General features: G+C 54.9%; 20 protein-coding genes. 11 read left to right on the plus strand and 9 right to left on the minus strand.

Annotated elements, in window-relative coordinates:
* The first annotated feature begins 122 nt into the window (after positions 1 to 122).
* A complete protein-coding gene (locus tag IEV29_RS06735) occupies positions 123 to 848 on the plus strand; it encodes a 16S rRNA (uracil(1498)-N(3))-methyltransferase (RefSeq protein ID WP_188380444.1) in 726 nt (241 codons plus the stop codon).
* 526 nt (positions 849 to 1,374) lie between these two features.
* Here IEV29_RS06735 and IEV29_RS06740 read toward each other — a convergent pair.
* Together IEV29_RS06740 and IEV29_RS06745 are read right to left on the minus strand one after the other, a co-directional pair.
* Complete coding sequence (locus IEV29_RS06740; RefSeq protein WP_188380445.1) at positions 1,375 to 1,959, minus strand: GTP cyclohydrolase II; 585 nt, start codon at positions 1,957 to 1,959, stop codon at positions 1,375 to 1,377.
* A 13-nt stretch (positions 1,960 to 1,972) separates the two neighbouring features.
* Positions 1,973 to 2,467 carry a DUF4231 domain-containing protein gene (locus IEV29_RS06745; RefSeq protein WP_229726268.1) on the minus strand — a complete coding sequence of 165 codons (495 nt, stop codon included), beginning with the start codon at positions 2,465 to 2,467 and terminating at the stop codon, positions 1,973 to 1,975.
* Positions 2,468 to 2,779: 312 nt separating this feature from the next.
* On the opposite strand from IEV29_RS06745, the gene IEV29_RS06750 reads away from it, so the two are divergent.
* The 6 genes from IEV29_RS06750 (at position 2,780) to IEV29_RS06775 (ending at position 10,232) form a co-directional block, all read left to right on the plus strand.
* The gene (locus tag IEV29_RS06750) at positions 2,780 to 3,772 is read left to right on the plus strand and encodes a bifunctional riboflavin kinase/FAD synthetase (protein WP_188380446.1); all 993 of its coding nucleotides are present in this window, start codon (positions 2,780 to 2,782) and stop codon (positions 3,770 to 3,772) included.
* Positions 3,773 to 3,866: 94 nt separating this feature from the next.
* Positions 3,867 to 6,755 carry an isoleucine--tRNA ligase gene (ileS, locus tag IEV29_RS06755; RefSeq protein WP_188380447.1) on the plus strand — a complete coding sequence of 963 codons (2,889 nt, stop codon included), beginning with the start codon at positions 3,867 to 3,869 and terminating at the stop codon, positions 6,753 to 6,755.
* Positions 6,756 to 6,848: 93 nt separating this feature from the next.
* Positions 6,849 to 7,349, plus strand: coding sequence for a signal peptidase II (gene lspA / locus IEV29_RS06760; protein WP_188381108.1), 501 nt, complete (start codon positions 6,849 to 6,851; stop codon positions 7,347 to 7,349).
* Between the two features lie 72 nt (positions 7,350 to 7,421).
* Positions 7,422 to 8,639 (plus strand): bifunctional phosphopantothenoylcysteine decarboxylase/phosphopantothenate--cysteine ligase CoaBC, encoded by a 1,218-nt coding sequence (gene coaBC / locus IEV29_RS06765; RefSeq protein ID WP_188380448.1) that lies wholly within the window; start codon positions 7,422 to 7,424, stop codon positions 8,637 to 8,639.
* Positions 8,640 to 8,671: 32 nt separating this feature from the next.
* Positions 8,672 to 9,121 carry a dUTP diphosphatase gene (gene dut / locus IEV29_RS06770; protein WP_188380449.1) on the plus strand — a complete coding sequence of 150 codons (450 nt, stop codon included), beginning with the start codon at positions 8,672 to 8,674 and terminating at the stop codon, positions 9,119 to 9,121.
* 19 nt (positions 9,122 to 9,140) lie between these two features.
* A complete protein-coding gene (locus IEV29_RS06775; RefSeq protein WP_188380450.1) occupies positions 9,141 to 10,232 on the plus strand; it encodes a M48 family metallopeptidase in 1,092 nt (363 codons plus the stop codon).
* On the opposite strand, the gene IEV29_RS06780 is transcribed toward IEV29_RS06775, so the two are convergent.
* The 6 genes from IEV29_RS06780 to IEV29_RS06805 form a co-directional block, all read right to left on the minus strand.
* The gene (locus IEV29_RS06780; protein ID WP_188380451.1) at positions 10,192 to 10,362 is read right to left on the minus strand and encodes a hypothetical protein; all 171 of its coding nucleotides are present in this window, start codon (positions 10,360 to 10,362) and stop codon (positions 10,192 to 10,194) included. The genes IEV29_RS06775 and IEV29_RS06780 overlap by 41 nt on opposite strands.
* 10 nt (positions 10,363 to 10,372) lie before the next feature.
* On the minus strand, positions 10,373 to 11,308 hold the full coding sequence (locus IEV29_RS06785) for a CysB family HTH-type transcriptional regulator (RefSeq protein WP_188380452.1): 936 nt from the start codon (positions 11,306 to 11,308) through the stop codon (positions 10,373 to 10,375).
* 94 nt (positions 11,309 to 11,402) lie between these two features.
* Positions 11,403 to 12,470 carry a sulfate/molybdate ABC transporter ATP-binding protein gene (locus IEV29_RS06790; RefSeq protein WP_188380453.1) on the minus strand — a complete coding sequence of 356 codons (1,068 nt, stop codon included), beginning with the start codon at positions 12,468 to 12,470 and terminating at the stop codon, positions 11,403 to 11,405.
* A complete protein-coding gene (cysW, locus tag IEV29_RS06795; protein WP_188380454.1) occupies positions 12,467 to 13,372 on the minus strand; it encodes a sulfate ABC transporter permease subunit CysW in 906 nt (301 codons plus the stop codon). The genes IEV29_RS06790 and cysW overlap by 4 nt, the downstream gene beginning before the upstream one ends.
* A gap of 1 nt (position 13,373) precedes the next feature.
* Positions 13,374 to 14,237 (minus strand): sulfate ABC transporter permease subunit CysT, encoded by an 864-nt coding sequence (cysT, locus tag IEV29_RS06800; protein WP_188380455.1) that lies wholly within the window; start codon positions 14,235 to 14,237, stop codon positions 13,374 to 13,376.
* A 180-nt stretch (positions 14,238 to 14,417) separates the two neighbouring features.
* On the minus strand, positions 14,418 to 14,732 hold the full coding sequence (locus tag IEV29_RS06805; RefSeq protein ID WP_188380456.1) for an ArsR/SmtB family transcription factor: 315 nt from the start codon (positions 14,730 to 14,732) through the stop codon (positions 14,418 to 14,420).
* Between the two features lie 115 nt (positions 14,733 to 14,847).
* Here IEV29_RS06805 and IEV29_RS06810 point away from each other — a divergent pair, with 115 nt between their 5' ends.
* Positions 14,848 to 15,936 (plus strand): NADH:flavin oxidoreductase/NADH oxidase, encoded by a 1,089-nt coding sequence (locus tag IEV29_RS06810; protein ID WP_188380457.1) that lies wholly within the window; start codon positions 14,848 to 14,850, stop codon positions 15,934 to 15,936.
* 95 nt (positions 15,937 to 16,031) lie between these two features.
* Here the strand turns inward: IEV29_RS06810 and IEV29_RS06815 are convergent, their stop codons facing one another.
* Positions 16,032 to 16,586, minus strand: a complete 555-nt coding sequence (locus IEV29_RS06815; RefSeq protein ID WP_188380458.1) for a nucleotidyltransferase family protein — start codon at positions 16,584 to 16,586, stop codon at positions 16,032 to 16,034.
* Between the two features lie 269 nt (positions 16,587 to 16,855).
* Here IEV29_RS06815 and paoA point away from each other — a divergent pair, with 269 nt between their 5' ends.
* From paoA to paoC, 3 genes are read left to right on the plus strand one after another with little or no spacing between them, the layout of a single operon-like run.
* Positions 16,856 to 17,497 carry an aldehyde dehydrogenase iron-sulfur subunit PaoA gene (gene paoA / locus IEV29_RS06820; RefSeq protein ID WP_188380459.1) on the plus strand — a complete coding sequence of 214 codons (642 nt, stop codon included), beginning with the start codon at positions 16,856 to 16,858 and terminating at the stop codon, positions 17,495 to 17,497.
* Positions 17,494 to 18,444 carry an FAD binding domain-containing protein gene (locus IEV29_RS06825; protein WP_188380460.1) on the plus strand — a complete coding sequence of 317 codons (951 nt, stop codon included), beginning with the start codon at positions 17,494 to 17,496 and terminating at the stop codon, positions 18,442 to 18,444. The genes paoA and IEV29_RS06825 overlap by 4 nt, the downstream gene beginning before the upstream one ends.
* Positions 18,445 to 18,446: 2 nt before the next feature.
* On the plus strand, positions 18,447 to 20,645 hold the full coding sequence (gene paoC / locus IEV29_RS06830) for an aldehyde oxidoreductase molybdenum-binding subunit PaoC (protein ID WP_188380461.1): 2,199 nt from the start codon (positions 18,447 to 18,449) through the stop codon (positions 20,643 to 20,645).

Consider the following 20,645-nt stretch of genomic DNA (forward strand, 5'->3'; position numbering starts at 1 on the left):
GAGCCAACAGGCCCTAGTGGACTAAAATCACTGTTGTTGAAATCTTTTACAGTCCGGTGCGCCAAGCAACAAGCAACCGCGCATGCCGCCATTGCGCCGCGCCGACCACTCTGGAAACCCTGATGCCCCGCTTTTTCTGCCCGCAGCCGCTTGCCATTGGCCAAACCATCACCCTGCCCGAACACGTTGCGCACCACGTCCATGTCGTCCGTTTAAGTGCAGGCGATCGCATCACGCTGTTCAATGGCGAGGGCGGCCAGTACACCGCAACGCTCACCACCATCGAGAAAAAGCGCGCCACGGCAGAAATCAAGCTGTTCGAACCCATCGAAACCGAACTGCCCTACGCCATCACGCTGGCCCAAGCCCTGCCGGAAGCCTCCAAAATGGACTGGATCATCGAAAAAGCCGTGGAACTTGGCGTGCATGCCATCCAGCCATTGGCATCCCAACGTTGTGTCGTACGCCTGTCGGCTGAACGGGCCACCAAAAAGATGCAGCACTGGCAAGGCGTGATCGAAGCCGCCTCAGAACAAAGCGGCCGCAACCGACTTGCCACCTTGGCCGAACCGGTCGATTTCAATCAGTGGATTGCACAAAAAGACCTGCACGTCCGCATCCTGCTCAGCCCACGTGCCGAACAATCACTATCAGACTGGGCACGCCATCACCCGCCGCAATCGGTCGGACTACTAATCGGGCCGGAAGGTGGTTTTACAGAGCGGGAAGAAAATGACGCCGTAGCGCAAGGTGTGATGATGCTGTCGATGGGACCGAGAGTGTTGCGGACGGAGACTGCGGGATTAGCGGCGTTGGCGGGGTTGAATGCGATTTGGGGAGCGATGTAAATTAAGTTGGCAACGCTGTGACTCATTAGTTAGCAATCGCCTGAAATCATCCGGCAACGCATAGTTGAATAGATTGGTAGATCCATACTATTTTTGTGCTGTAGCTATTGATAACACTAACTGCAACGAGCCGAAAACGAGCACAACACCTAAAACAAGTAAAAATAAACTTGTTATTCGCATTATCCACACATTTCTGAATTCAAGCTTTTTAACAAACGTAATTTGTTTATCCATCACATAGAACAGAACACAACCATAAAGTACCGTCGAGAATGCATACAATAATTTGGACTCTGTTTTCAGAGCCAAATAGAGAATAAACCCTGTGATCGTAAGGTACTCAGTAAAACGAAAGATTTTCGGTATTTGTTTAACAATGTAATCAAACAAAGTTGGTTCATGAATCTCAGGAATACGATAAAGCAATCGCTTGTCGTCGTTGTTTGTAGACATCGTCTGCTAATCCACTCTGTAATATCTATTTAAATTGAAAATCTTAGGTTAGGTAAGTATCTATATGAACTCAATCCTCAAACTCAGATAACAAATGTCCCATTTTTTTAGACTTAGTCGCCAAATATGGTCTCGATTCAGGTGTAGAACCAATTTCCAATGGCTGTCTATCAACCAAAATACCACCGCGCTCTATTGCGCTAACTTTCCTCGGATTATTAGTGAGAAGCAAGATATGTTTGAGATCAAAGTATTTGATCACCGTACAAACGCGCTCATAATCCCGAGGATCCTGTGGTATTCCTAATTTCTGATAAGCATCTGAGGTGTCTAACCCCTCGGTCTCACCTAACTCCATACCCCGCAGTTTATTTAAAAGCCCAGCTCCCCTACCATCACATAGCATGTAAATTAGATAGCCTCCCTTTTCTGCGATTAATTGCTGGCTTTTTGCTAACTGTGCATGACAATCACAATCCAAACTCCTAAATATCTCTGCCGAATAGCACGCACTTTGTACTCGAACTAAAGGATGTCCCAAGAAATTCCCATTCTCGAGAACCAAGAGATTGTCTTCTTCGTGAGCCCCCCACGAGAAACAGTGAAATTTAAATTCACCAAACTTCGTCCTGAGTGTTGTAGATGAATGCTCCATTAACGTTTACCTATCATGCTATTTTTTCTGGATTTGGAACCATTGGAAGCCACGCATAGTGCGCATCCAAAGCAATCTTAGTTACTCTTTCAATGAGTAACTTTTCCGAGCTTTCTACAACAGCATATTCTCCAACCGCGAAACGAAATTTTTGAAGATTATCTTCAAGCTCTCTCTGCGATGTTCGATATAAAGACCAAAGCTGTTGCGGCTTTCGAAGTTGCAACCAACCAGTTGAGAATGCAACACAAACTGAAAGTAAGCTTGGTATTACTTTTTCGAGCCAAAATATGGCGTCATCGCAACCCACTGCTGTACCAATATCCCTACCTAATGTGACAAAAAATGGAACGAGTAAAGCTCCTCCCATCGAGGCCCAAAAACACAACATCGACTCCTCTTTATTGTGCGTAGCTTTTTTCTTGAAACCTTCAATTAGATCTACACAAAAATTTTCCGCGGACATTCTACTTTCAAGTTGTGGTGGCACATCGCTCTTTTTCTGCATTTAAGTACCCTTTAACCGGTCAACTACTCGTTTAAATCCACTAATCACTTGCATTCGTTAGTTATACAAACAGAATTCATCACAGTTGCCGAACAACACTTCCTCCAAAAATTATGGGCAAATCTGATACTCAGAATGTATAAAATTGCAAGACGGAAATTTTAGTGGCTAACTGTCAACAATGAACTCCCATAAACATGGGAGGTTTGGTCAGCATCTGCATTAACTATCTCTCCGGCAAAGCTTCAACCAAAACCATTTATAATGCGAGGTTTTGCGGCTGACGCGCCGCCCGGCTCTCTTCCATTCTCAATGAAGGTATTTCGCGGACTTCCCAATGCTGAATCGCGTGCGCCCTGCGCACTGGCGATTGGCAATTTCGACGGTGTGCATCGTGGCCATCAGGCTTTGCTGGCACGCCTGCGCGAAGTCGCATCGAATCTGGGGCTGGAATCTGCGGTCATGACCTTTGAGCCGCATCCGCGTGAATTCTTTGCGGAGCGTGCTGGCGATCCCTCTCGTGCGCCTAAACGTATTGCAAGTTTGCGTGACAAGCTGGCATCGCTCTCGCAAGCCGGCGTGGATCGCGTGATTGTTGAGCACTTCAATGCGCATTTTGCTTCGCTGACACCAGAAGAATTTGTCGAAAAGATTCTGGTGCAGGGCTTGCACGTCAAATGGCTGATCGTTGGTGAGGACTTTTGCTACGGCGCGCGCCGTGCTGGCAACGTGGCGACGCTGGTGCAAGCTAGTGTGGAATACGGTTTTACGGTTGAATCGCAACCGACCGTGACGAATGGTGGCGAACGTATTTCCTCTTCCGCCGTGCGCGAGGCTTTGCTGGCTGGCGATCTGTCTGCGGCTGAAACGCTGCTTGGTCATCCGTATTCCATTTCCGGTCACGTCGTGCATGGTCAAAAGCTCGGCCGCACGATTGGCTTTCCGACGCTGAACCTGCGCATCACTCACAACCGTCCTGCTGTCTCCGGCATTTTTGTCGTGCAGGTGCATGGGCTGGATGCGAAACCGTTGCCCGGCGTGGCGAGCATTGGTGTGCGCCCGACCGTGGATGACAGCGGCCGCGTGCTGCTGGAAACACATCTCTTCGATTACGCACAACCTTGCTACGGCAAACTGGTGCGTGTGGAGTTTTTGAAGAAACTGCGCGACGAAGAAAAGTACGTCGATCTGCCTACGCTGACCGCTGCCATTGCGCGCGATGCGGTCGAGGCACGTGCCTACTTTGCGCAACTGCCGATACAAACCGTGACCGATGGTGCGACCTCGGCCACCGACCGAATTTGACGATCAAACGTCTTCTTGCAGCAAGGCGGCTCAGCTCAGATAACTAGTCGAGCCGCACGTTTGATCCACCCAATAATTTTCGAAAAGCAGACCCATGTCCGATAACCAGAGCAAAACCGAAAACAAGCCAGGCAAGCCGGCAGGCCAGAACAAGCAATCCAGCAAATATCCGGTCAACATGACCGATACGCCGTTCCCGATGCGCGGTGATCTCGCCAAACGCGAGCCGCAGTGGGTCAAGCAATGGCAGGATAAAAAGATCTACGAAAAGATCCGTCAGGCTTCCAAAGGTCGTCCGAAGTTCATCCTGCATGACGGTCCGCCGTATGCCAATGGCGACATCCACCTTGGTCACGCCGTCAACAAGATCCTGAAGGACATGATCGTCAAGACACGCCAATTTGGCGGCTTTGACGCGCCATACGTGCCAGGTTGGGATTGCCACGGCATGCCGATCGAAATCCAGATCGAAAAACTGTTTGGCAAAAGCCTGCCAACCGCAGAAGTGATGGAAAAGGCGCGTACCTACGCCAACGAACAGGTCGAGCGCCAGAAGAAAGACTTCATCCGTCTGGGCGTGTTGGGCGAATGGGATAACCCATACAAGACTATGAACTTCGGCAATGAAGCCGATGAATTGCGCGCACTCGGCACACTGATGGAAAAAGGCTACGTCTATCGCGGCCTGAAGCCGGTCAACTGGTGCTTCGATTGCGGCTCGGCACTGGCAGAAGCGGAAGTCGAATATCAGGACAAGCGCGATCCGGCCATCGACGTTGGCTTCCCGTTTGCACAGCACGACAAGATCGCCAAGGCATTTGGTCTGGCATCGCTGCCAACCAATGACGGCTACATCGTGATCTGGACGACGACGCCATGGACGATCCCGTCCAATCAGGCGATGAACGTCCATCCGGAACTGAAATACGCACTAGTCGAAACGACACGCGACGGCAAACCGCTGTTGCTGATCCTTGCTGCCGATCTGGTGGAAGACGCACTCAAACGCTATGAGCTCGAAGGCAAAGTGATCGCGACTTGCGATGGCGCTGCGCTGGGTGGCATCGCCTTCCACCATCCACTGGCAAAAGCGGATGCGGGCTACGATCGCTTGTCGCCTATCTATCTGGCTGACTATGTTGCCGCCGATAGTGGTACCGGCGTAGTCCACTCCGCACCGGCTTATGGCGTGGACGACTTTATCTCGTGCAAAACCAACGGTATCAAGGACGATGAGATCATCGCGCCCGTAATGGCCGACGGCAAATACGCATCATGGCTCCCTCTGTTTGGCGGCATGACGATCTGGGAGGCATCCAAGCCGATCTGCGATGCACTGACGGCCACCGGTTCGCTGTTCAAGCTGCACATGTTCAGCCACAGCTATATGCATTGCTGGCGTCACAAGACACCGATCATCTATCGTGCGACCTCGCAATGGTTTGCCGGTATGGATGTCACGCCGAAAGACGGCGGCGACAGCCTGCGCAAAACGGCATTGGCCGCAATCGAACAGACCGAATTTTTCCCAAGCTGGGGCAAGGCACGTTTGCACGGCATGATCGCCAATCGTCCTGACTGGACTTTGTCGCGCCAGCGTCAGTGGGGCGTGCCAATGGCGTTCTTCATCAACAAGGAAACCGGCGAACTGCATCCCCGCACACCGGAGCTACTGGAACAGATCGCGCAGCGTGTCGAGAAAGAAGGTATCGAGGCATGGCTCAAGCTCGATCCGAAAGAATTGCTGGGCGATGAAGCAGACCAGTACCTGAAGAACAAGGACACGCTGGACGTCTGGTTCGATTCCGGCTGTACGCATCAAACCGTGTTACGCGGTTCTCACAAGGAAGAACTGGCCTTCCCTGCCGACCTGTATCTAGAAGGCTCGGATCAGCATCGCGGCTGGTTCCACTCGTCGTTGCTGACCTCGTCCATGCTCAACGGTCGTGCGCCGTACAAGGCGTTGCTGACCCACGGCTTTACGGTCGATGGCGAAGGCAAGAAGATGTCGAAGTCGCTCGGCAACACGCTGGCACCGCAAAAGATTTCCGACACGCTGGGTGCGGACATCCTGCGTCTGTGGATCGCTTCGACCGATTATTCGGGTGAATTGTCGATCTCGGATGAAATCCTCAAGCGCGTAACCGAAAGCTATCGTCGTATCCGCAATACGCTGCGCTTCCTGCTGTCCAATACGTCTGACTTCGATGCCAAGAAGGATCTGGTCGATGTGGCTGACATGCTGGAAATCGATCGCTATGCCATCGCACAGATGCACACGCTGCAGGCCGATATCCTCGCGCACTACGATCGTTACGAGTTCCATCCGGTTGTCTCCAAGCTGCAAGGCTATTGCACGGAAGACCTGGGCGGCTTCTATCTGGATATCCTGAAGGATCGTCTGTACACCTGCGGTGTGACTTCGCATGCCCGTCGTTCGGCACAAAGCGCAATCTGGCATCTGACGCATTCGCTGTTGCGTCTGATGGCACCGATGCTGTCGTTCACGGCTGAAGAAGCGTGGGCTGTCTTTGCCGGTGACGATGCGGGCGACACCATCTTTACGCAAACCTTCTACACCTTGCCGGTCGTTGCCGATCAGGATGCCTTGCTGACCAAGTACACGGCATTGCGTGAAGTGCGTAACGACGTGACCAAGCAACTGGAAGAAGTACGTGTGTCGGGCGCAATCGGTTCGTCGCTGCAGGCAGAGGTCGATATCAAGGCAGCGGGCGACAAGTTCGATCTGCTTGCAAGCCTGGATGATGATCTGAAGTTCATGCTGATCACATCGGCAGCACGCGTTGCCAAGGCTGCCAGCGCAGAAGAGGAAGCGGTCACCGTCACACCATCGACGCATGAAAAATGTGAGCGTTGCTGGCACTATCGTGCCGATGTCGGGTCTCATGCCGAGCACACAGATTTGTGCGGCCGCTGTGTCGACAATCTGTTTGGCAAAGGTGAAGCACGCCGCTTTGCCTGATCGTTGTTGCATCCCTGATGCGGCATGCCAGCCGTGTAAGATGGCTGGCATGCCGCTTCTTCAATGCCTTCCCCAACATACCTGACACCTTCGATGGCAAACAAACGCACTTTCTCTTCTTCACGCGCCGGGCTGTTGCCATGGCTGGGCATCGCCACCATCATCATCCTGCTGGATCAGATCACCAAAATCACCGCCGTGCGTGTGATGGCCTATGGTGAATCGGTGTACGTCACGTCCTTCTTCAATTTCGTTCACGTTTATAACAAGGGCGCAGCGTTCAGCTTTCTGGCCGACCATTCCGGCTGGCAGCGTTATTTTTTCACCGCGCTTGGTCTTGGCGCATCAGCCTTCATCATCTACCTGCTCAAACGTCATGCCGGGCAACGCCTGTTTTGCTGGGCATTGGCGTTGATTCTGGGCGGTGCGATCGGCAACGTGATTGACCGCTTGCTATACGGCCACGTGATCGATTTTCTGGATTTTCACGTGGGTGGCTGGCACTGGCCTGCCTTCAACATCGCCGATAGCGCCATCTTCATCGGTGCTGCGCTGTTTATCTACGATGAGTTGCGACGCGTCAAACGTAGCTGAGACACCGATAAGCCCGGATGAACTGCACAAAATCGAGCCTGCTACACTAGGCGGCATCTTTCAGGAGACGATATGGATCTCGCTGGCAAAAAAATCGTACTGGGCCTGAGCGGCGGCGTTGCCTGTTATAAGGCAGCCGAACTGACACGCGCCTTGAGCAAGGCAGGCGCAACCGTGCAGGTCGTCATGACCGAAGCCGCCACACACTTCATCACGCCGGTCACCATGCAAGCGTTGTCTGGCTTGCCTGTCGTCACCAATCAGTGGGATGCGCGCATCGCCAACAACATGCCGCACATCGATCTGACACGCGGGGTCGATGCGATTGTGATTGCACCGTGCTCGGCTGACTTCATGTTCAAGCTGGCACATGGTGCCTGCGACGATCTGCTCTCGACCTTGTGCGTTGCGCGCCCGACTTATCTGCCGTTGCTGGTTGCACCCGCGATGAATGTCGAGATGTGGCAAAACCCTGCAACGCAGCGCAATGTGGCGCAACTGCGTGCCGATGGCATTCAGATACTGGGGCCGGATGCGGGCGAACAAGCATGTGGCGAAACCGGCATGGGCCGCATGCTGGAACCAGAACAACTGGTTGAAGAAATCATCGCGTCCTTCCAGCCGAAATCGCTGGCAGGCAAATGCGTGTTGGTCACGGCTGGCCCGACCTTTGAGCCCATCGATCCGGTACGTGGTATCACCAATCTGTCATCCGGCAAGATGGGCTACGCGATTGCGCGCGCAGCACGTGAAGCCGGCGCCGAAGTAACGCTTGTCTCGGGACCAACCGCGTTGAGCGCCCCGTTTGGCGTACATCGCGTCAATGTACAAACCGCAGAGCAGATGCACGATGTCGTCATGTCGCGCGTCGCTACGCAGGACTTGTTCATCGCCGTGGCGGCCGTGGCCGACTGGCGTGTACGCAACGTCGCAGCACAAAAGATCAAGAAGACCGCAGAAAGCCGCACGCCCTCGCTGGAATTCGACGAGAACGTCGATATCCTCGCAGCCGTTGCCGCGCTCGACAAAAAACCGTATTGCGTCGGCTTTGCTGCCGAGTCGGAAAATCTGCTTGCGTATGGCGAAGCCAAGCGTCGCAAGAAAAACATTCCACTTCTGGTCGGCAATATCGGCCATCAGACTTTCGGACAGGATGAAAACGAACTGATCCTGTTCGATGACAACGGGCATACGCCCTTGCCGTTTGCCGACAAGCAGACGCTGGCGCGCCAGTTGATTGGCGAAATTGCCCAGCGTCTGGCGCGCAACGCTCTGCATGCCATTTCCTGAATTTCCACAGTTTCCACTCCAAGCCTCACCTCATGAAAACAATCGACGTCAAAATCCTCGACCCACGCATGAAAGATCAACTGCCAAGCTACGCCACGCCGGGCAGCGCAGGTCTGGATTTGCGTGCCTGCCTCGATGCACCACTGGTGATCGAGCCTGGCACCACGCATCTGGTGCCAACTGGTCTGGCGATTCATCTGGCTGATCCGGGTTATGCCGCCGTCATCCTGCCACGCAGTGGCATGGGCCATAAGCATGGCATCGTGCTGGGCAATCTGGTCGGCTTGATCGATTCGGATTATCAAGGCCAGTTGATGGTATCGACGTGGAATCGCGGTCAGACTGCCTTCACGCTCAATCCGATGGAACGTCTGGCGCAATTGGTGATCGTACCGGTGCTGCAAGTCGGCTTTAATGTGGTTGACGATTTTGATGCCAGCGAACGCGGTGCAGGTGGTTTCGGCAGCACTGGCAAGCACTAATTTTTCAGGAGAACGATGTATGCAAGGTCTGCTTCAACCTGCCCTATCCCGACTGCAACAAGCAACGTCACACACACAATTGCTCAAGCGCGCCTGTCTGCCAGTCGCTGCGCTTGTGCTGGCAGGCTGTACGACAGTTTCGCTCGATCAGCCACGTACCAGCACGCCCGTCCCGGCGGTCGAATCGCAGCAGTTGCAAGCCTTGCGCATGATCACCGCACAACAGGATCGTTTGTATAACGTCTCTGCCCCACTGCTGGTAGATAACGCCGCATTGTGCAAAAGCAGCGCACGCAAGCTGATCGGCTTTACGGCCAAGACCCGTTATTCGTATTCGGAAGATTACGTCGATGCAGCGACCTCGCTCGGACTGGAAGAACGTCTGCAAGTCACTGGCGTGTTGAAGAATAGCGGTGCCGCACGTGCCGGTGTACAGCGCGGCGATGTCTTGGTCAGCGTTGAAAATCAAACATTGCCACAAGGCCCGAATGCAGAGCGTCAGGCAGCGGCGCAACTTGGCCCACTGGTCAACAAACTCTCCAGCGTCAAGCTCGGTTTGTCACGCAAAGGCACACCGGTCAATGTGACCGTGCCGCTGACGTCTGCCTGCGGCTTTGGCATCGAGCTGGGTAACGTCGATACCGTCAATGCGTTTGCAGATGGTCGCCGTGTTCTGCTGACGCGCGGCATGCTCAATTTCACACGTAACGATACCGAAGTGGCCTACGTGCTCGCACGGGAACTGGCGCACAATGCACTCGGTCATCCGGCACGCCATCAGATGAATGCCACCGTCGGCGCAATCATCGATAATCTGACACGCGTGACGCCGGATACCACCATGTTCAGTGGCACGGCGGGCGTCAAGCCAATGCCGCAGGAAATGGATGTTGCTGCCGATACCGTCGCGCTCTACATGCTGGCACGTGCAGGCTACAACATCGATGGTGCAGCCAGCTTCTGGCAGCGCTTGTCCACGCAGTATCCGGCCAGCGTGACCAATGGCTACACCGCCATCCACCCTTCAACACAGGCGCGCCTCGCTGCAATCCAGAAAGCCGTCACCGAGATCAAGGCAAAACAGGCGGCACGCAAACCGTTGATGCCATAACCGGGTCTGCTTTTTTTGACAAGAGGCGATGCAATGCATCGCCTTTTTTATTGCCGCCATCTGACAATGCATACAAAAAAGCCGCCGGCTGAAGCGCGGCGGCTTGGTCTTTCCTTTTTGTGCGGCTCATGCCATCGATGTTATCCGGCGTTACCGTTCTTGACCGCCAGATCAATATCTTCACGCGTCAAATCCGGCGCAAATAACTGAATGAAGTCGTAGGTATAGCTGCGCAGATACGCTCCTCGCCGCACTGCCAAACGCGTGACATTCTCGGCAAACAGATGTGCGCCGTCGATCACTTTGAGGCCGGGATTAGGACCGCTTTGCTTCAATGCCATCGATGCCACCAAACCAACACCAAGACCTAATGCAACGTACTGTTGGATCACGTCCGAGTCCATTGCGGTCAGGATGATGTCGGTATTCAGATTCGCACTCTTGAATGCATCATCGATATGACCACGACCGGTAAAACCCAGGTCATAGGTAATCAAAGGATACTGCGCCAGATCCTGCAAGGTGACCGGTGCTTTCTCTAGCAAGGGATGGCCATCCGGCACGACGATCGCATGATGCCAGCGGTAGCATGGGAAGGACACCAGATCATCGAACTGACTCAAGCCTTCGGTCGCAATACCGACATCCGACTTGCCGGACAAGACCCACTCGGCAATGTGTTCAGGCGAACTCTGCTGCAGCGCGATACGGACTTTAGGGAAGGCAGTGCGGAATGCCTGTACCACTTTCGGCAGCATGTAACGTGCTTGCGTGTGGGTGGTGGCGACGGCGAGCGTACCGATCTCCTGCTCTGCATATTCGCGACTGGCACGTTGCAGGTTTTCTGCTTCGAGCAACAGACGATCGATGATTTGCAGGATGCCGCGACCCGGATCGGTCAGACCGGTCAGGCGCTTGCCGTTGCGTTCGAAGATATCGACGCCGAGCTCTTCTTCCAGCTCGCGAATCTGGCGGCTGACGCCAGGCTGGGATGTGAACAGCACGTTGGCGACTTCCGTCAGGTTGTAGCCGCAACGCGCGGTTTCACGTATGGAACGTAATTGCTGAAAATTCATTACCAGACACCTCTATAAATGCCGTCGGAGTGGCACATCGTTGTTCATCTGCGATCACTCCGAAGACCTTCCTCGGAAGTGCCTGAGCGATCGCTTAAATCGAATCGTCGATAAAGACCTGCAGTTTTTTCGGGCGCACGACCAGCGTTTCGCCTTCCTTGAAATGCAGTTGCGAGAAACGATCGTTGGAAATCACGGCTTCGATCAGTTCACCGTTGTCGTCGCGTTCCAGTTCCAGCTGGGCCAGCGGGCCGATGGCATGCGCACGACGCAGTTGCACCACGATGCCTTCCGCGCCACTGGTGTAGCGATCGACTTCCAGATCATGCGGACGCACATAGCCAATCCCTTTGGCGTCCTGCGTCTGCGCGTAGTCAGGTGCATCAAAGCGAATGCCTTCCGACTGCAGCACGCCTTCATGCACACGACCATGGAACAGATTGACGTTACCGAGGAAGCCGTACACGAATGGCGACGCCGGATTGTTGTACACGTCTTTGGGTGCGCCGATCTGTTCGACGTTACCCTTGTTCATCAACACGATCTGATCGGCGACTTCCAGCGCCTCTTCCTGATCGTGGGTCACGAAAATACTGGTGACATGCAATTCGTCATGCAGACGACGCAACCAGCGACGCAACTCTTTACGCACTTTTGCATCCAGCGCACCAAACGGTTCATCCAGCAGCAGAACGCGTGGTTCGACAGCTAGTGCACGTGCCAGCGCGATACGCTGACGCTGACCACCGGACAGTTGCGGCGGATAACGATCTGCCAGCCAATCGAGCTGCACCAGTTCCAGCAGCTTGGTGACTTTTTCCTTGATCTGCGATTCCGACGGACGGGTTGCCGCAGGACGTACACGCAGACCGAACGCAATGTTTTCAAACACGGTCATGTGCTTGAACAGCGCATAGTGCTGAAACACGAAGCCAACCTGACGCTCACGCACGTGACGCGCCGATGCATCTTCACCATCCAGCAGTACCTGACCGTGATCCGGTTGTTCCAAGCCGGCGATGATGCGCAACAGCGTGGTCTTGCCGCAGCCGGATGGGCCCAGCAGCGCGGTCAGCTCACCCGCCGGAAAATCCAGCGAGACATTGTTCAATGCGGTAAAACTGCCGAATTGCTTGTGGATGTTTTTGACTTCAATACTCATGATCCCTGCTCCTGATACTGTTCGTGTGTGTCGCGCAAGCGCCATTCAATAAAGGTTTTGAGCGCAAGTGTAACCAGTGCCAACAGCGCCAGCAACGATGCGACGGCAAAAGCAGCGGAAAACTGATACTCGTTGTACAAAATCTCGACTTGCAGCGGAATCGTATTGGTTTGCCCACGGATGTGTCCGGATACCACCGACACTGCACCAAACTCACCCATCGCACGGGCATTACACAGGATCACGCCGTACAGCAGACCCCATTTGATGTTTGGCAAAGTCACATGCCAGAAGGTCTTCCAGCCCGATGCACCGAGTACCAGCGCAGCTTCTTCCTCTTCACTACCCTGCGACTGCATCAATGGAATCAGCTCGCGCGCCACGAACGGGAAGGTCACAAAGATCGTTGCCAACACAATGCCCGGCACCGCAAACAGAATCTTGATGTTGTGCTCTTGCAGCCATTCGCCGAACCAGCCTTGTGCGCCGAACAACAGCACAAAGATCAAACCCGAGATCACTGGCGACACCGAGAATGGCAGATCAATCAGCGTCAGCAAGAAACTCTTGCCGCGGAAATCAAACTTGGCGATACACCACGACGCAGCCACGCCAAACACCAGGTTCAGCGGCACGGCAATCGCTGCCGTCAGCAAGGTCAGCTTGATCGCCGAGATCGCATCTTCTTCAAGAATCGAGGCAACGTATGCATCCCAGCCTTTTTTCAGTGCCTCGGCAAACACCGACACCAACGGAATGAACAGAAACAAGGTCAGGAACGCAAGCGCGACACCAATCAGCAGTGTACGTACCCAAATCGGCTCAACCGTTGCGGCAGGAACGACCGGTGCCGTGCGCTTGGCAGTCGGGAGCGGCAATGCCGCAGAAGCAATGGCAGACATCTTAGATTTTCTCCGACTGGCCGCGTTTGCGGGTCCAGGCTTGCAACAGGTTGATCGTAAGCAGCATCGTGAAGGAAACCAGCAGCATCACCATGGCAATCGCCGTGGCACCAGCGTAGTCATACTGTTCAAGCTTGGTGACGATGAACAATGGCGTGATTTCAGACACCATCGGCATGTTGCCGGCGATGAAAATGACCGAGCCGTACTCTCCAGTCGCACGTGCAAACGCAAGCGCAAAGCCGGTCAGCAAGGCAGGCAGAATCGTCGGGAAAATCACTTTGCTGAAAGTCTGCCAGTGACCAGCACCCAGACTGGCAGCGGCTTCTTCCAGCTCACGCTCGGCATCTTCCAGAACCGGTTGCACGGTTCGCACAACGAATGGCAAACCAATGAAGGTCAGCGCCACCACCACGCCCAACGGCGTGAATGCCACCTTGATGCCCAGTGAAGCCAAGTACTGACCGATCCAGCCGTTGGTCGAATACAAGGCCGTCAGGGCGATACCGGCAACAGCCGTCGGCAAGGCAAAGGGCAGATCGACCAGTGCATCGATAATTTTCTTGCCCGGAAATTTGTAGCGCACCAGCACCCAGGCCACGATGCCGCCAAAAATCACATTGAGCGTCGCCGCAATCAGGGAGGCGCCAAAGGTCAGCTTATAAGATGCCACCACACGATCGGATGTCACAGCGGCAATAAAGCCATCCCACGTCATCGTGAATGTCTTGACAAAGACGGCCGACAACGGAATTAGTACGATCAGGCACAAATAAAGGATCGTAAAGCCGAGTGAAAGATGAAACCCGGGCAATACCCGGGCTTGGCGAAATTTCCCTGATGGAACAGAAAGCGTGGCGGACATGGCGTCTCTTATTACAAATAAAGCTAACAGGTCGCCATAATTGCACTCGTTCGTTATAAAAAGAACGAATCTTTTTGCATGTCTTTAGAAGAAAAACGAATAAGGAAACCGTTTTGGGAAGGTTTAAACGGTTTATTCAGCGATTTTTCAGGGGCCAGCGTTGCTTTCGAGCATGCAGCATCAACTCGCGGAGGGAGTCTGCTGCGAAAGAATTGCCGCAAGCAAACCGGGAAAACGACTTTCCATGTCGGTGCGACGCAACGAATTCATGTGAATGGTGCCGCTGTTTTCGGTATAGACCAGTCCTGCCTCGCGCAGCACCTTGAAGTGATGTGACACCGTCGACTTCGGGCGGCCACCATCCAGCTCACCACACGATGCGGCATCGACACGCGCGAGATGGCGCACGATTTCCAGACGAATCGAATCGCTGAGTGCGTAAAGCACGCGCTCCAATGCAAATTCGCTGGCAGCAGGATGTTTAAAGGGACGCATGAGCACCATTCTACACTTTCGACTATACTCATTCCATTGTTCGTATATATTCGAAATAACGAATGTAAGATTTGATCCCTATCCAGTCAGTACTTCACATTTAAAAAGGTTTTTCATGTCTGCCCTGTTTCAATCCTTCAAGCTCAAAGACGTTACCCTGCGCAACCGCATCGCCATTCCGCCCATGTGTCAGTACATGGCCGTCGACGGTCGTCCGAACGAATGGCATTTGTCGCACTACACTTCGCTCGCACGGGGTGGTGCCGGTCTGGTCATCGTCGAAGCAACTGCCGTTTCGCCCGAAGGCCGCATTACGCCCGCCTGCACCGGCATCTGGAACGACGATCTGGCGCAGGCATTCGTACCAATCGTGCAAAACATCAAAGCAGCCGGCGCGGTGCCCGGCATCCAGATCGCACACGCGGGCAGAAAAGCCAGCGCAAATCGTCCCTGGGAAGGCGACGACCACATTGCGGAAGGGGATGCTCGCGGCTGGCAAACCATTGCACCATCGGCAATCGCCTATGGCAAAGGCTTGCCTAAAACCCCACGCGCGATGACGCTGGATGACATTGCACGGGTCCGTCAGAATTTTGTCGATGCCGCACAGCGGGCACGCGACGTCGGCTTTGAATGGCTGGAACTGCACTTTGCCCATGGCTATCTGGCACAAAGCTTCTTCTCCGCACATTCCAATCATCGCGAGGATATCTACGGTGGCAGCGTGGAGAACCGTGCACGCTTCCTGCTCGAAACGCTGAAAGCCGTGCGTGAAGTATGGCCGGAAAACCTGCCCCTGACCGTGCGCTTTGGCGTCATCGAATACGACGGCCGCGACGAACAAACCTTGCTGGAATCGATTGGTCTGGTGAAGCAGTTCAAAGCATCGGGCATGGACATGATCAGCGTCAGCATCGGCTTCACGATTGCGGAAACCTCGATCCCATGGGGCCCTGCCTTCCTCGGTCCGATTGCAGAACGTGTGCGTCGTGAAGCAGAGATTCCCGTTTCATCAGCTTGGGGCTTTGGAACACCAGAGATCGCCGAGCGCGTTGTCAAGGACGGTCAGCTCGATGTGGTCATGGTGGGCAGGAGTCATCTGGCCAATCCACACTGGCCGTATCTGGCTGCCAAGGAGCTCGGCATCGACCGCCCCTCCTGGACCTTGCCAGCTCCCTACGCACACTGGCTTGCGCGTTACTGAGCGCACAAGGCAACTCATCGAAATAAACAGAAAGGCGAACCGTGGTTCGCCTTTTTCATGCGCGCTCTCGCCTGCGCTGAGCGGGACATACAGTCTTACTTGTGCTGCGCCATCGCCTTTTCAGCCGCGACAAGATCATCGACCGTATCCACATCGGTAACGATACCCGGATCATCCAGTACCAGATCCAGCACCTGATCGCTCTGGCGATACGCCTTGACGACAGCGCGCGCCCCTTCATCGCCGGTTAATGCGGACAAGGCATCGAAGCAGTCGTAGCGAAACGCGACCGGATGCCCCTGTTGCTGTCGATAATGCGGCACCACAATCGTCTTGACCATCATGCCGGCAGAAACGTGCTGCAGACTGGTTGGCCGAATCAACGGCAAATCGCCTGGCAGAATCAGCCAGCCCGCCGCATGCGCCGTTTCCCGCACGCCTGCCGCAATCGAATCGCCCATCCCTCCCTGTCCCGGAGAATGTCTGACGACATGCATCGCCAGCCCGGATGACGCTACGGCTTGGATCACATGATCCAGGACCGACGTGCCGGCCAGCCGTGCTGCGAGTTTATGTTCGCCGCCACCCGACGCGGTAAAACGCTCACCTTTACCCGCAGCAAGAATCAAAACGACTGGTTTGTCACGCATGTTCTCGCTCTCGGAAGTTGAGGTAAAGATGTCAAATTGCTCATTAGTTTAACAAGCGACAGCAAGATAATCCGTTTTTATTCATGCATGACATGCATAAGCCCATCTCTTCTTTGCTACTTAATCAATGAACGCCCTACAACTAGTATGGTCAATCTCTTGTGCGAGCTGCAACGCCGCCTCGTACTTGCGTTTTGTTTGCATCCCCCGTTTTGCAAGACCCTGACAATCTGACATAGCCATTCGCCAAACTAACTGAAAGGGCCATCATGAATGACCTGAGCGAACTCCGCATCACCCGACGCGGCGTACTGAAAGTCGGTGCCGTTTCCGCCACCGCCATCGCCGCACCATCCATCTCTACCGCGCAGCCTCAAGCGCAACCAGCCCAACCTCCCGTCGTTTCCAAACTCTCTTTCGAAGTCAACGGCACGCCGCATACGCTGGACGTCGATACCCGCACCACGTTACTCGATGCGCTGCGCGAACATCTGCATCTGACGGGCACCAAGAAAGGCTGCGATCACGGACAGTGCGGTGCCTGTACCGTGATCGTCAACGGTCAACGCATCAATGCCTGCCTGAGTCTGGCTGTCATGCATGAAGGCGACAAGATTGCGACCATCGAAGGTCTCGCGTCCGGCAATACGCTGCACCCGATGCAGGCAGCCTTCGTCAAGCATGACGGTTTTCAATGCGGTTATTGCACACCGGGTCAGATCTGCTCTGCGGTTGCTGTGCTGGACGAAATCCAGCAAGGCATTCCCAGCCACGTCACGGCCGATTTGAACGCTGCACCACAAGTTACTGCGGAAGAAATCCGCGAGCGCATGAGCGGCAACATCTGTCGTTGCGGTGCCTACTCCAACATCGTCGATGCCATCACCGAGGTCGCAGGGAGAAAAGTATGAAGGCCTTTACCTTTCAAAAACCACAAACCGCCGAGTCCGCGTTGGCGGCAGTCAGACAGCCCAGCGCAAAGTTCATCGCTGGCGGCACCAATCTGCTCGACCTGATGAAGCTCGAGATCGAAACGCCCGCACATCTGGTCGACATCAACGGGCTCGGACTCGACAAGATTGAAGCATTGCCTGATGGCGGCTTGCGCATCGGCGCACTCGTCAGGAATACGGCACTCGCCGCAGATGCGCGTGTACGTCGCGATTACGGCGTCCTGTCACGCGCCCTGCTGGCCGGCGCGTCCAGCCAGCTACGCAACAAGGCCACCACGGCCGGCAATCTGCTGCAACGCACGCGCTGTCCCTACTTTTACGACACCAATCAACCCTGCAATAAACGTCAGCCCGGCAGCGGCTGCTCGGCAATCGAAGGATTCAGCCGGCAACATGCCATCATCGGTACCAGCAGTGCCTGCATCGCCACGCATCCAAGCGATATGGCAGTGGCCATGCGCGTACTCGATGCGCAGGTGGAAACACTGCGTGCAGACCAGACACGACGCATCATTCCGATTGCCGATCTGCATCGTCTGCCCGGCACGACACCACATGTCGAACATATTCTGGAACCGGGCGAACTGATCACCGCCGTCACCTTGCCCAAACCTGTCGCCGGCACGCACATCTATCGCAAGGTGCGTGATCGTGCCTCGTATGCATTTGCCTTGATTTCCGTTGCCGCGATCATCCAGCCTGATGGCAGCGGACGCATCGCAGTCGGTGGTGTTGCGCATAAACCGTGGCGTGTCGAAGCTGCCGAGCCACAACTGAGATCTGGTGCAGAAGCATTCACTAGACAATTGCTGGCAAATGCCAATCCGACCCACGACAACGCATTCAAGCTGCCACTGGTGCAACGTACCGTGGCTTCCGTCCTCGCCGATGCAAGGAAAGGCTGATCATGAAATTTACAACTCCTGCCACTACCAATCCCATCGATCAACTCAAAGTCATCGGCAAGGCACATGATCGCATTGACGGCCCGCTGAAGGTCATGGGCGCAGCCCCTTATGCCTACGAGCATCATGCCGAGGCGCCACATCCTGCCTACGGCTACGTCGTTGGCTCATCGATTGCCAAAGGGCGCATTGTTTCGATCCATCTGAATGAAGCACGACGCTCACCGGGCGTCATCCATATCGTCACGGCAGACAATGCCGGCAAACTGGACAAAGGCAACTTCAACACGGCACCTCTGCTCGCCGGTCCGGAAGTCCAGCATTATCACCAGGCCGTTGCACTGGTGATCGCCGAGACATTCGAACAGGCACGTGCGGCCGCACAACTGGTACGTGTGAACTACGCCGAAGCAAAAGGCAGCTTTGATCTGGCGGCGGAGAAGAACAATGCCATCAAGCCAAAGACAGGCGAACCGGATACCAAAGTCGGTGATTTTGCGGGTGCCTACGATATGGCCCCGGTCAAGCTGGATGCGACCTACACCACGCCCGATCAATCGCACGCAATGATGGAACCGCATGCTTCCACCGCGTCCTGGAACGGCGACAAGCTGACCATCTGGACTTCCAACCAGATGATCGACTGGGGACGCGGCGATATGGCCAAGACCTTGCGCATTCCCAAAGAAAACGTGCGTCTCATCTCGCCGTACATCGGTGGTGGATTCGGCGGTAAACTTTTCTTGCGGGCCGAAGCCATGCTGGCCGCGATTGGTGCGCGCCAAACCAAGCGTACCGTCAAGGTTGCCCTAACCCGTCCGATGATCTTCAACAACACGACGCATCGTCCGGCAACGATCCAGCGCATTCGGATCGGAGCAACACGCGATGGCAAGATCACTGCCATCGGTCACGAGTCCTGGTCTGGCAATCTGCCGGAGGGCAGCACGGAAGACGCGGTATTGCAGACACGTCTGCTGTACGCCGGACCAAATCGCATGACGACGACAAGACTGGCCTTGCTCGATCTGCCCGAAGGCAACGCCATGCGCGCACCGGGCGAAGCTCCGGGCATGATGGCACTGGAAATCGCCATGGATGAGATGGCGGAAAAGCTGAACATGGATCCGGTACGTTTTCGCATCATCAACGAAACCAAGGTCGACCCGGAAAAACCGGACCGCGCCTACTCGCAACGCCGCCTGATCGATTGCCTGCGCAAAGGTGCGGAACAGTTCAACTGGAATGCACGCAATCCACAGCCGGGTCAGAACCGTGACGGCCGCTGGCTGGTCGGCATGGGCGTCGCTGCCGGCTTCCGCAACAATCTGGTGATGACATCGGCAGCACGCGTGCGCCTCAATTCCACAGGCATCATCACAGTGGAAACCGACATGACCGACATCGGTACCGGCAGCTACACGATCATTGCGCAAACCGCGGCCGAGACCATGGGTGTACCCATTGAAAGCGTCATCGTCAAACTGGGCGACTCAAGCTTCCCTGCTTCTGCCGGTTCTGGCGGCCAGTGGGGTGCCAACTCTTCCACGGCGGGCGTGTATGCCACCTGCATGAAACTGCGTCAGGCAATTGCGCAAAAGCTCGGACTGGATAGTGCCAAGGCCGAATTTACCAATGGCATGGTGCGCGCAGACGGAAGATCGTTGCCACTGCAACTGGCGGCATCCTCCGGCGATCTCGTCGTTGAAGATAAGATCGAATTCGGCAATCTGGACAAGAAATATCAACAGTCCACCTTTGCCGCGCACTTTGTCGAAGTGGGTGTCGATATCGCCACCGGTGAAGTACGGGTACGACGCATGCTCGCAGTCTGTGCGGCCGGACGCATTCTCAATCCCAAGGCGGCACGCAGTCAGGTCATCGGTGCCATGACCATGGGTGTCGGCGGTGCGTTGATGGAAGAGCTGGTGGTGGACAAGCGTGCCGGCTTCTTCGTCAATCACGATCTGGCTGGCTACGAAGTGCCTGTTCATGCCGACATTCCGCATCAGGAATGCATTTTCATTGACGAGACAGATCCGATCTCGTCCCCGATGAAAGCCAAAGGTGTGGGGGAACTCGGTCTGTGCGGTGTCAGTGCGGCCGTTGCCAATGCGATCTACAACGCAACCGGGGTACGTGTTCGCGAGTATCCGATCACGCTCGACAAACTGCTGGCGAAAATGCCGGCTTACGCCTGA

This window comes from Oxalicibacterium faecigallinarum (assembly GCF_014635705.1).
In the GTDB taxonomy this organism is placed as follows: Bacteria; Pseudomonadota; Gammaproteobacteria; order Burkholderiales; family Burkholderiaceae_D; genus Oxalicibacterium; species Oxalicibacterium faecigallinarum.

Bases quoted from the DNA above. Each gene is read 5' to 3' on its own strand.
- IEV29_RS06735 (WP_188380444.1), top strand. From the start codon at position 123: ATGCCCCGCTTTTTCTGCCCGCAGCCGCTTGCCATTGGCCAAACCATC.
- IEV29_RS06740 (WP_188380445.1), bottom strand. From the start codon at position 1,959: ATGGAGCATTCATCTACAACACTCAGGACGAAGTTTGGTGAATTTAAA.
- IEV29_RS06745 (WP_229726268.1), bottom strand. From the start codon at position 2,467: ATGCAGAAAAAGAGCGATGTGCCACCACAACTTGAAAGTAGAATGTCC.
- IEV29_RS06750 (WP_188380446.1), top strand. From the start codon at position 2,780: ATGAAGGTATTTCGCGGACTTCCCAATGCTGAATCGCGTGCGCCCTGC.
- ileS (WP_188380447.1), top strand. From the start codon at position 3,867: ATGTCCGATAACCAGAGCAAAACCGAAAACAAGCCAGGCAAGCCGGCA.
- lspA (WP_188381108.1), top strand. From the start codon at position 6,849: ATGGCAAACAAACGCACTTTCTCTTCTTCACGCGCCGGGCTGTTGCCA.
- coaBC (WP_188380448.1), top strand. From the start codon at position 7,422: ATGGATCTCGCTGGCAAAAAAATCGTACTGGGCCTGAGCGGCGGCGTT.
- dut (WP_188380449.1), top strand. From the start codon at position 8,672: ATGAAAACAATCGACGTCAAAATCCTCGACCCACGCATGAAAGATCAA.
- IEV29_RS06775 (WP_188380450.1), top strand. From the start codon at position 9,141: ATGCAAGGTCTGCTTCAACCTGCCCTATCCCGACTGCAACAAGCAACG.
- IEV29_RS06780 (WP_188380451.1), bottom strand. From the start codon at position 10,362: ATGAGCCGCACAAAAAGGAAAGACCAAGCCGCCGCGCTTCAGCCGGCG.
- IEV29_RS06785 (WP_188380452.1), bottom strand. From the start codon at position 11,308: ATGAATTTTCAGCAATTACGTTCCATACGTGAAACCGCGCGTTGCGGC.
- IEV29_RS06790 (WP_188380453.1), bottom strand. From the start codon at position 12,470: ATGAGTATTGAAGTCAAAAACATCCACAAGCAATTCGGCAGTTTTACC.
- cysW (WP_188380454.1), bottom strand. From the start codon at position 13,372: ATGTCTGCCATTGCTTCTGCGGCATTGCCGCTCCCGACTGCCAAGCGC.
- cysT (WP_188380455.1), bottom strand. From the start codon at position 14,237: ATGTCCGCCACGCTTTCTGTTCCATCAGGGAAATTTCGCCAAGCCCGG.
- IEV29_RS06805 (WP_188380456.1), bottom strand. From the start codon at position 14,732: ATGCGTCCCTTTAAACATCCTGCTGCCAGCGAATTTGCATTGGAGCGC.
- IEV29_RS06810 (WP_188380457.1), top strand. From the start codon at position 14,848: ATGTCTGCCCTGTTTCAATCCTTCAAGCTCAAAGACGTTACCCTGCGC.
- IEV29_RS06815 (WP_188380458.1), bottom strand. From the start codon at position 16,586: ATGCGTGACAAACCAGTCGTTTTGATTCTTGCTGCGGGTAAAGGTGAG.
- paoA (WP_188380459.1), top strand. From the start codon at position 16,856: ATGAATGACCTGAGCGAACTCCGCATCACCCGACGCGGCGTACTGAAA.
- IEV29_RS06825 (WP_188380460.1), top strand. From the start codon at position 17,494: ATGAAGGCCTTTACCTTTCAAAAACCACAAACCGCCGAGTCCGCGTTG.
- paoC (WP_188380461.1), top strand. From the start codon at position 18,447: ATGAAATTTACAACTCCTGCCACTACCAATCCCATCGATCAACTCAAA.